This window comes from Streptomyces sp. NPDC045778 (assembly GCF_056431945.1).
The window spans coordinates 311,167-321,185 of sequence record NZ_JBWKJZ010000008.1; the positions used below are offsets into that span (position 1 = coordinate 311,167).

Genomic DNA, 10,019 nt, shown 5'->3' on the forward strand with positions numbered 1-10,019 from the left:
GGAACCGACCGTACACCAGCGCGGGTCCCCGCTGATCAGCGCTCCAGGACCGCCATCGCGGCGTTGTGGCCCGCGATGCCGCTGACGCCGCCGCCGCGGCGCGCGCCCGCGCCGCACAGATGGACGTTCGGGTAGGCGGTGGCCACGCCCCAGCGGTCCTCGTGGCCGACGGCGCTGTCGGCGTCGTCCGCGTAGGGGAAGGCGAGGTCCCCGTGGAAGATGTTGCCGCCGGGCAGGCGCAGCTCGCGCTCCAGGTCCAGGGGCGTCTTCGCCTCGATGCAGGGGCGGCCGTCCGCGTCGGTGGCCAGGCAGTCGGCGATCGGTTCGGCCAGGTGCGTATCGAGCTGGGCGAGGGTGGCGGCGAGGAGCGCGTCGCGGGCCGTGGCGTTGGTGGCCTCGGTGAACAGGCGGGCCGGAGTGTGCAGGCCGAAGAGGGTCAGGGTCTGGTAGCCGCGCTCGGCCAGGTCGGGGCCGAGGATCGTGGGGTCGGTCAGGGAGTGGCAGTAGATCTCGGAGGGAGGTGCCGAGGGCGGCGCGCCGGCCGCGGCCTCGGCGTGGGCCCGCGCAAGGTCCTCGTAACCCTCCGCGATGTGGAAGGTCCCGGCGAAGGCCTGGCGGGGGTCCACGGAGGTGTCGCGGAGCCCGGGGAGTCGCTTCAGCACCATGTTGACCTTGAGCTGGGCGCCTTCGGCGGGGGCGGGCGGCGCCTGCCCGGTGAGGGCGGCGAGTTCGTGCGGCGAGGTGCCGACGAGGACGTGCCGGGCGGCCACCGTGCCGTCGCCGTCCGCGGTGCGGTAGGACACCTCGGCGAGGCGGCCGTCGGTCTCCACACGTGTGACCTCGTGGCCGGTGAGCAGCTCGGCGCCCGCGGCCAGGGCGCGGTCGGCGAGGGCGCGGGTGAGCGTGCCCATGCCGCCGACGGGGACGTTCCAGTCGCCGGTGCCGCCGCCGATGACGTGGTAGAGGAAGCAGCGGTTCTGCCGCAGGTCCGGGTCGTGGGCGTCGGCGAAGGTGCCGATGAGGGCGTCGGTGAGCACGACGCCGCGCACCAGGTCGTCGGTGAAGCGGGCCTCGATGGCCCGGCCGATCGGCTCTTCGAACAGGGTGCGCCAGACGGTGTCTTCGTCGACGGCGCGCCGCAGCTCCGCCTTGTCCGGCAGCGGTTCGGTGAGCGTGGGGAAGATCCGCCGTGCCGCGTGGGCGGTCAGCGCGTAGAAGTCACGCCAGGCCTCGTACGCCCGGTCGTCGCCGGTCAGCCGGGCGAAGGAGGCCCGCGTGCGGGACTCGCCGCCGCCCACCAGGAGCCCGGTGGGGCGCCCGTCGCGGACGGTGGGCGTGTACGACGACACGTCCCGGGTGCGGACCCGGAAGTCCAGGTCCAGATCGCGGACGATCTTCCTGGGCAACAGGCTCACCAGGTACGAGTAGCGGGAAAGGCGGGCGTCGATGCCGGGGAACGGCCGGCTGGACACGGCGGCCCCGCCGTGGCGGCCGAGGCGTTCCAGGAGCAGCACGGAGTGCCCCGCGCGGGCGAGGTAGGCGGTGGCCACCAGCGCGTTGTGGCCGCCGCCGATCACGACGGCGTCATAGCTGGGTCGCATGCCTCTTCGTAGCACGGATCGGTTGTCGTTTCAGTGGTCGCCCGTGGCCCGCTGCTGGCGCAGGGCCGCCACCCTGCGGTACAGGGCGACCGCCTCCGCGCCGCGGCCGAGCTGCTCCAGGCAGTGGGCCTCGTCGTTGCGGCTGGCGAGCGTGTCCGGGTGGCAGGCGCCGAGGACGCGCTCGCGGGCCGCAGCCACGTGGCGGTAGGCCGTGAGCGCGTCCCCCCAGCGGCCGAGCCAGCCGAGGCCGACGGCGATCTCGCGGCGGCTGACGAGGGTGTCGGGGTGGTCCGCGCCGAGGACGCGCTCGCGTACGGCGCACACGTCGCGGGCCTCGGCAAGGGCCTCCTCCCAGCGGCCCTGGCGGCCGAGGTTGACGCCGAGGCCGTGTCGGGCGCGCAGGGTCTCGGGGTCGGCGGGGCCGTTGACGCGGGTGCGGTCCTCGATGAGGGCGCGGTACAGCTCCAGGGCCTCGGCGCTGCGGCCCAGGCGGCCGAGGCTGATGCCGACTTCGTAGCGCGCGGCGAGGGTGTCGGGGTGGTCGGCGCCGAGGGCCCTCGCGCGGGCCTCTGCGACCTCGCGGTAGGTGTGCAGCGCCTCCGGCCAGCGTCCCAACTGGCTCAGGGTGTACGCCACTTCGTAGCGGGTGACGAGGGTGTCGGGGTGGGTGGGGCCGAGGACGCGGGCGCGGGCGGCGGCGACGTCGCGGGCCAGCCGGTAGGAGTCCTCCAGGCGGCCGAGGCGGCTGAGGTTGAAGGCGAGGTTGTGGCGGCAGCGCAGGGTGTCGGGGTGGTCGGGGCCCGCGATGCGCTCCCGCACGGCGAGCACTGATGTGTACACCTGGTGGGCCTCGAAGTGCCGGCCGAGCTGGCCCAGGACGTACGCCATCTCCTGGCGGACGGCGAGCGTGTCCACGTGGGTGTCGCCGAGCGCGCGCTCGCGGCCCTCGGCCACGCGCACGTACTCGCGCAGGGCGTCGGCGGGCCGACCGGTGCGGCTGAGCGTGAACCCGACCTCGTACCGGCTGGCGAGGGTGTCGGGGTGGTCGGGGCCGAGGACGTGCTCGCGCTCGGCGGCGACGGCGCGGTGCACCTCGCCCGCCTCCGCCCAGCGGCCGAGGCGGCCGAGGCTCAGGCCCGCGTTGTGGCGGCCGGCGAGGGCGGCGAGGACGTCCGGCGGCGGGGTGGACCGGACCGCGGCGGGCCGCGGCACGACGGTGTGGCGTCCGGTGGGGCGCGGGATCCACTCGCCGGTGAGGCCCGCGGCCGCGTCGGGCGGGCTCAGGCGCAGGGGGCGCGCGCCGGTCGCCTTGTGTCCTGTGGTCATGCCGCGCGTCCACGGCGGCAGGGACGGCTCGGCCCTGCCGGGCGAGGACCGGTCGGACGCGGGGCGGTCGGGCGCGGGGCGTCCGGGAGGCGGGTGCTGGGTGCGGCGCAGGGGCTGGCTGACGACCGTGGGCACGTAGGCGGACCGGTTCGGCTGCGCGCCGCGGCCGGCGGCGATGCGGCGGCCCAGCTCGCGGGCGTCGCCGGGCCGCTGGTCGGGGTGTTTGGCGAGCAGGTCGAGGACGATCCGGTCGAAGAACTCGGGGAGTTCGCCGCGGCGGCGGCGCGGCGGCTCGGGCTCGGTGTCGCGGTGGCCGACGAGGATCGCCCACGCGTCGTCCAGGTCGAACGGCGGTGCCCCGGTGGCCAGTTCGTACAGGACGCAGCCGAAGGAGTACAGGTCGCTGCGCTGGTCGACCTCGGCGCCGCTGATCTGCTCGGGGGACATGTAGTGCGGGGTGCCCATGGCGATGTTGGTGTTGGTCAGGCGTGAGGTGAGGCCGATGTCGGCGCCGAGCCGGGCGATGCCGAAGTCGCAGATCTTCACCGTGCCGTCGCGGAGCCGCATGATGTTCGCGGGCTTCAGGTCGCGGTGCACGATGCCCTGTTCGTGCGTGTAGGCGAGTGCGGACGCGACCTGGTCGGCGATGTCCACGACGTCGGCGACGGGCAGCGGGTGCTGCCGGTTGTCCTCCAGGAGCTGGCTGAGGTTGCGCCCTTCGAGCAGCTCCATCACCAGGAACAGGACGCCGTCGCACTCGCCGAAGTCGTGCACGACGGTGATGCCGCGGTGCTGGAGCGCGGCCGCGACCCTGGCCTCGCGCCGGAAGCGCTCGCGCAGGACCCGGGTGAACGCCGCGTCGTGCTGGGGGCCGAGCGGCTTGAGGCACTTGACGGCGACCCTGCGGCCGAGCGATTCGTCGCGGGCCCGCCACACCTCGCCCATGCCGCCGCGGCCGATCAGGTCGAGCAGCTGGTACCGGCCCTGGATCAGCCTGGTGTCCCCCGACTCTGGCATCTCGTGCTGTCGCCCCCGTCGCGTCGTCGCGCCCTCCCCGGCCCGTCCAGTATGGCGTCCAGTCTGTCGACTTTGTACGACGCGGGGCGGCTGCCCGGGCCGAGCCGGGCCATGGCGCGCAGGATGTGCTTGGGCGGCAACTGCCAGCGCAGACGGGCGGGAACACAGCGCAGCACGGTGCCCATGGTGACGAGGCGGCGCGTCACCGTCGCGGGCGGCGGGGCGGGCCTTCCGTACAGCGCGTGGGCGTGCCGGGGCAGCGACGCGTAGGCGAGGTTCGCCACGCGCCGCCACAGCAGGGCGCGCGCCGGGACGAGCAGCGGCGTGGTGGGCGGCCGTCGCAGGAAGTCGTCGACGACGCGCGCCTCCGCTCCGGCCGCGAGGTCGGGGGCCACCTTCGCGAAGTACGCGGCGAGTTCGGCCGTCGACGCCGGTACGCGGGCGGGGTCGAGGCCCACCAGGCGGGCGCTCTCGCGGTGTTCGGCGACGTACCGGTCGGCGGCCGCGGCACTGAGCCGGAAGCCGGAGCGGCGGACGACGTGGAGGTAGGAATCTATCTCGGCGCAGTGCACCCACAGGAGCAGCTCGGGTTCGTCGACGCAGTAGCGCTCCCCCGTGTCCGGGTCGGTCGCCGACAGCATCGTGTGTATCTTGCGCACCCGGGCGCCGGCCTTCTCGGCGGCCTCGGTGGTGCCGTACGTCGTGGTGCCGACGAAGCCCGCGGTGCGCATCAGACGGCCCCAGGCGTCCTTGCGGAAGTCGGAGTTCTGCATGACGCCGCGCACGGCGCGCGGGTGCAGCGCCTGGAGGTACAGGGCGCGTACGCCCGCGACCCACATCATGGGGTCACCGTGCATCTGCCACGTCACCGACGAGGGCCCGAAGAGCCCGGGGTCCGCCTCCCGCATTCCCCCCACCTCCCCGGTCAGGCTACCTCCATACCGACCGGGGGGCGCCGTGCCTCAGGCGTCCCGCTCGGCCGGGTCCGGGAGTTCCTCGCCCGTCTCCAGGAGGGTCTTGAGGCTGGAGAGGAGCGCGGCCCACCCGTCCTGGATCATCTCCAGGAGGGTGCTGCCGGGGTCGAAGCCGTCGTGGACGACGGTGAGTTTGACGGTCTCCCCCTGCGGCTCGATGTCGAACGACACCTTGGAGCGCTTCTCGGCGGTGAGCTTCGCGAACGTCTCGTCGTCCAGGTCCACCGCCTTGGCGAAGCCGGGCGTGAACGTGTGCCAGGTGTAGGAGAGCTTCCGGTAGGGGTCGCACTCCAGGACGACCTGCTCGGGGTCGGGGCCGGTCAGGCCGCGCCCCTCCCAGGCCATGACCGAGCCGGGCTTCCAGTCCGTGACGAACTCCAGGCCCCAGTAGCGGCGGGTGAAGACCGGGTCGGTCAGGGCCTGCCAGAGCTTCTCGGGGGTGGTCCTGATGTACGTGGTGTAGACGAACGCGGTGGTGTCGGTGCTGCTCATGGCGGTGCTCTCCAATGCTTGCTTGAGATCGGCGAGCGCGTGTGCCCGCGCGCGGTCGTAGCGGCTGATCCAGCGGTCGGCGATGGCGTTGATGGGCTCGGCGTTCAGGTAGTGGAGCTTCTCCCTGCCCCGCCGGACGGTGGTGACGAGACGGGCCTCCTCCAGGAGGGCCAGGTGCTTGCTCACCGACTGCCGGGCCATGTCGAGCCCCGAGCACAGCTCGCGCAGGCTCTGGCCGTTGCGGGCGTTCAGGCTGTCGAGCAGCCGCCTGCGACTGCTGTCGGCCAGCGCCTTGAAGACCTCGTCCATCCGGTTGTCCATCCTCGCCCTCCCATAGGCAGCCTTTCAGCTGCCTAAAACGATAGGCAGCCATGCGGCTGCATGTCAACCGGGGCAGCCGTGTCTCCGGCGCCCCCCCTCGACACCGGGCCGCCCGTCGGTGGTAGCCACACCCGAAGCCCCCGGAGACTCCCGAGGCGCCGTGCAACCTTTGGGAGGCGTCGAAGGTCAAGGGGGATGAACCGGCGGTGAATTCCCGACGGACGCATGCCGCCGACCTTCGATCAAAGGAATATGGAAGCCCTATGTCTCGAGCACGTCGCCGAGCCCGTCTCACCACGCCCCTGGTCGCCATGTCCCTGCTGACGGGTGGGCTGACGATCTGGTCCCTCGGCCAGAGCCCGGCCGAGGCCGCCACCCCCGCCGCCCAGAAGGCCGCCGCCGCCAAGGCGACCGACGACTTCAACGGCGACGGCTACGCCGACCTGGTCGTCGGCGCCCCGGGCGCCACCGTCTCCGGCAAGAAGAAGGCCGGATACGTGGCGGTGACCTACGGCTCCAAGAACGGCCTCGACCCCGCCCACAAGAAGCTCATAAGCCGCTCCACCGACGGCGTGCCCGGCCTCGCCGCCACCAAGCAGGAGTTCGGCCGCTCCTTCACCAAGGGCGACCTGGACGGCGACGGCTACACCGACCTGGTCATCGGCACCGGCTGGCGGGACGCCGGTGCCGTGATCATGTGGGGTTCCGCGTCCGGCCTCGTCACCGGCACGAAGATCAACACGTACGGTCACGCCCCGCAGGCGGGCGACTTCGACGGCGACGGCAAGACCGACCTGGCGCTGTTCGCCACCGTGACGTCCCACGGTGACGACCCCGTCGACCAGCGGGCCAAGCTGTGGAAGGGCCCGATATCCCGCACCGCCAAGCCCACCGCGACCCTGGACTTCATGGACAAGTCGCAGTGGTGGGGCTACGGCGAGGACGGTCAGAACTGCTCGCCGGAGCCCGACAAGCCCGAGAGCTGCATCGACGGCCCGCGCTCCGTGAAGGGCCCGGTCGTGCCCAAGGCCGTCGGCGACATCAACGGCGACGGCCGCGCCGATATCGCCATGAACGACTACTACGGCGACGGCGAGTGGGGCAACAGGGTGCTGTACGGCTCGCCCACCGGCTTCAAGCGCGGCCAGGCCCACGGCTCCGACGGGGCCCTCGCCCTCGGTGACGTCAACGGCGACCACTTCGACGACCTGGTGGTCGGCGACAGCGAGTACGAGTCCGGGGTCATGGTCGCCTACGGCTCGAAGGACGGCCTGAAGCTGGGCGACGGCCAGATCCAGAAGTTCAACCAGGACCTGCCCGGCGTGCCCGGCGCCGAGGAGGACGGCGACTCCTTCGGTGCCTCCGTCGCCGTGGGCGACGTGGACCGCGACGGCTTCGCCGACATCGCCGTCGGCGTGCCCGGCGAGGACGTGGGCCGCGTCAGCGACGCCGGCTCCGTCGTCCTGGTCCGCGGCAGCGCCACCGGCGTGACCGGCACCGGCGCGCAGGCGTTCCAGCAGGACACCCCGGGCATCCCCGGCGTGGGTGAGAAGGGCGACGCGTTCGGCGCCGCCACCGCCCTGCTCGACGTCACCGGCGACGGCCGCGCCGACCTCGGCGCGTCCTCGGTCAACGAGAACGCGAGCGCGGGCGCCCTGTGGTCGCTGCGCGGCACGTCCACGGGCCTGACGGCGAAGAAGTCCGTGGCCTTCGGCCCCAAGGACCTCTCGGCCCCGTCCGTCGCGGCGCTCTTCGGCAGCACGCTGCGCTAGCGCTTCGCCGTGAGCCGTGACGGCCGTCGGCCGCCTGCCGGGTTCGTCGTGGCTCCCGTGGGGGCGGAGGCTCCGGGCCTCCGCCCCTACGCCGTTCAGGCCGCTGCCTCGAACAGCTCGGCCGCCTTCGCGATCGCGCGCGTCACGGTCTCCGCGTCCGGGCGCAGGTCCGCCACGATCGCGTCGATGCCGCGCAGCCCGGCGCGCTCCAGGAGGCGCTTCTCGTTCGTGGTCCACTCGCCGCGCGCCGCGAGGACCGCGTGCGCCGTTTCCATGGCGGCCACGGCCAGCGCCCCCGCCACCTCGGTGGCCCGGCCGCGTCCGGCGTACGCGCCCTCGGCGTAGCGGAGCGTCAGGGCGGCGCGGCCGCGCCAGAACGCCGGGGCCGCCTCGCGCAGCGCCTTCGGGTACGCGGGCCGGGGCAGGCTGCCGCTCAGCACCTGGTTGACGGCGAGTTCGGCGACGAGGAGGTAGCTGGGGATGCCCGCGAGGTGGAACATCAGCGGCTCCCAGTGGAAGCGCCCCTGCCGCGCCTCCGTCAGCTCGCGTTCGACCACGTCGAGGTCGCGGTAGTGGACGTCGACGCGGCGGCCCTCGACGTTGAGCCAGGCCCCGCCGTTGAAGACACCCCCGCCCCACTCCCCCAGTTCGGACACCTCGCCGTCCCAGCCGACGGCGCGCAGGTCCGCCGGGTCGAAGGCGCCCCGGTAGTACACGGCCATGTCCCAGTCGCTGTCGGGGGTGTGGGTGCCCTGGGCGCGCGAGCCGCCGAGGGTGACGGCGTGCACGGCGGGCAGGGCGGCAAGCCGTTCGGTGACGGAGTGCAGGAAGACGTCGTCGGTCATGGGGTTCCGATCGTGTGAAGGGGATGACGGGCGTGCTGCGGGCGCGCCGCGCCGACGCCGGAGCCGGGGGCTCGGACGGCGTCGGACGGATCGGCGCGCGCGGGTCATCACTCACTTCATGGGGCGTGATCGTACGGCCCCTGCCGTGGTGCGGCCAGCGATTTTCCGTGTGGCCCCACGGGCAGGCTGCGAAGGGCCTGCCCGTGGGGCCACACGACCCGGGGTGCCGGAGCCCCGCGGATCAGGAGCGGCTCAGTGCTCGCTCCTGGACTCGACGGCGTGGCCGCCGAACTGGTTGCGCAGGGCCGCGATCATCTTCATCTGCGGCGAGTCGTCCTGCCGCGAGGAGAACCGCGCGAACAGGGAGGCCGTGATCGCGGGCAGCGGCACCGCGTTGTCGATCGCGGCCTCCACCGTCCAGCGGCCCTCGCCGGAGTCGGCCGCGAAGCCGCGGAGCTTGTCCAGGTGCTCGTCGTCGTCCAGGGCGTTGACGGCCAGGTCGAGCAGCCAGGAACGGATGACCGTGCCCTCCTGCCAGGACCGGAAGACCTCGCGCACGTCGGTCACCGAGTCCACGGCCTCCAGCAGCTCCCAGCCCTCGGCGTAGGCCTGCATCATGGCGTACTCGATGCCGTTGTGAACCATCTTGGAGAAGTGACCGGCGCCGACCTTGCCCGCGTGGACGTAGCCGTAGTCGCCCTCGGGCTTGAGCGCGTCGAAGACCGGCCGCACGCGCGCGACGTGCTCGTCGTCGCCGCCGACCATCAGCGCGTAGCCGTTCTCCAGGCCCCACACGCCGCCGGACACACCGGCGTCGACGAAGCCGATGCCGCGCTCGCCCAGCTCGGCGGCGTGCTTCTCGTCGTCCGTCCAGCGGGAGTTGCCCCCGTCGACGACGACATCGCCCTCGGTGAGCAGGTCCTTCAGCGCGTCGACCGTGGACTGGGTGGGGGCACCGGAGGGGACCATCACCCACACCACGCGGGGGGCTTCCAGCTTCTCGACGAGTTCGGAGAGCGAGGCGACGTCGGAGACCTCAGGGTCGCGGTCGTAGCCGACGACGGTGTGCCCCGCGCGGCGGATGCGCTCGCGCATGTTGCCGCCCATCTTGCCGAGGCCTACGAGTCCGAGTTGCATGCCGGTTCACTCGCCTTCCGGGGTACGGCCGCGCAGGGCGCGGTAGGTGGCGACCAGGGACCGCGTGGAGGCGTCGAGGCCGGGGACCTCGGCGCCCTCCGTCAGGGCGGGTTCGACGCGCTTGGCGAGGACCTTGCCCAGCTCCACGCCCCACTGGTCGAAGGAGTCGATGTTCCAGACCGCGCCCTGGACGAACACCTTGTGCTCGTACAGCGCGATGAGCTGGCCGAGGACCGAGGGGGTGAGTTCCCGCGCGAGGATCGTCGTCGTCGGGTGGTTGCCCCGGAACGTGCGGTGGGCGACCTGCTCCTCCGCGATGCCCTCGGCCCGCACCTCGTCGGCGGTCTTGCCGAAGGCGAGCGCCTGGCCCTGCGCGAACAGGTTGGCCATCAACAGGTCGTGCTGGCCCGCGAGTGCCCCCAGCTCCTCGACCGGCCGCGCGAAGCCGATGAAGTCCGCAGGGATGAGCTTCGTGCCCTGGTGGATCAGCTGGTAGTACGCGTGCTGGCCGTTCGTGCCGGGCGTGCCCCACAC

General features: G+C 73.1%; 7 protein-coding genes and 1 pseudogene. 1 reads left to right on the forward strand and 7 read right to left on the reverse strand.

Annotated elements, in window-relative coordinates:
* Positions 1 to 35: 35 nt before the first annotated feature.
* From AC07GB_RS13715 to AC07GB_RS13730, 4 genes are read right to left on the reverse strand one after another with little or no spacing between them, the layout of a single operon-like run.
* Complete coding sequence (locus tag AC07GB_RS13715; RefSeq protein WP_478844815.1) at positions 36 to 1,601, reverse strand: phytoene desaturase family protein; 1,566 nt, start codon at positions 1,599 to 1,601, stop codon at positions 36 to 38.
* Between the two features lie 30 nt (positions 1,602 to 1,631).
* Positions 1,632 to 3,944: a serine/threonine-protein kinase gene (locus AC07GB_RS13720; RefSeq protein WP_478844817.1), complete on the reverse strand. Its 2,313-nt coding sequence runs from the start codon at positions 3,942 to 3,944 to the stop codon at positions 1,632 to 1,634.
* The gene (locus AC07GB_RS13725) at positions 3,917 to 4,852 is read right to left on the reverse strand and encodes an oxygenase MpaB family protein (protein WP_478844819.1); all 936 of its coding nucleotides are present in this window, start codon (positions 4,850 to 4,852) and stop codon (positions 3,917 to 3,919) included. Before AC07GB_RS13725 ends, AC07GB_RS13720 begins: the two co-directional genes overlap by 28 nt.
* 54 nt (positions 4,853 to 4,906) lie before the next feature.
* Complete coding sequence (locus AC07GB_RS13730; protein ID WP_478844859.1) at positions 4,907 to 5,719, reverse strand: ArsR/SmtB family transcription factor; 813 nt, start codon at positions 5,717 to 5,719, stop codon at positions 4,907 to 4,909.
* Between the two features lie 275 nt (positions 5,720 to 5,994).
* Here AC07GB_RS13730 and AC07GB_RS13735 point away from each other — a divergent pair, with 275 nt between their 5' ends.
* Complete coding sequence (locus AC07GB_RS13735) at positions 5,995 to 7,503, forward strand: FG-GAP-like repeat-containing protein (protein WP_478844821.1); 1,509 nt, start codon at positions 5,995 to 5,997, stop codon at positions 7,501 to 7,503.
* Between the two features lie 95 nt (positions 7,504 to 7,598).
* Here the strand turns inward: AC07GB_RS13735 and AC07GB_RS13740 are convergent, their stop codons facing one another.
* From AC07GB_RS13740 to AC07GB_RS13750, 3 genes and pseudogenes are all read right to left on the reverse strand, one after another.
* Positions 7,599 to 8,348 (reverse strand): nucleotidyltransferase domain-containing protein, encoded by a 750-nt coding sequence (locus AC07GB_RS13740; RefSeq protein WP_478844823.1) that lies wholly within the window; start codon positions 8,346 to 8,348, stop codon positions 7,599 to 7,601.
* A 252-nt stretch (positions 8,349 to 8,600) separates the two neighbouring features.
* A complete protein-coding gene (gene gnd / locus AC07GB_RS13745) occupies positions 8,601 to 9,485 on the reverse strand; it encodes a phosphogluconate dehydrogenase (NAD(+)-dependent, decarboxylating) (protein WP_478844825.1) in 885 nt (294 codons plus the stop codon).
* Between the two features lie 6 nt (positions 9,486 to 9,491).
* Positions 9,492 to 10,019: pseudogene (locus AC07GB_RS13750) on the reverse strand (glucose-6-phosphate isomerase); the annotation flags it as partial.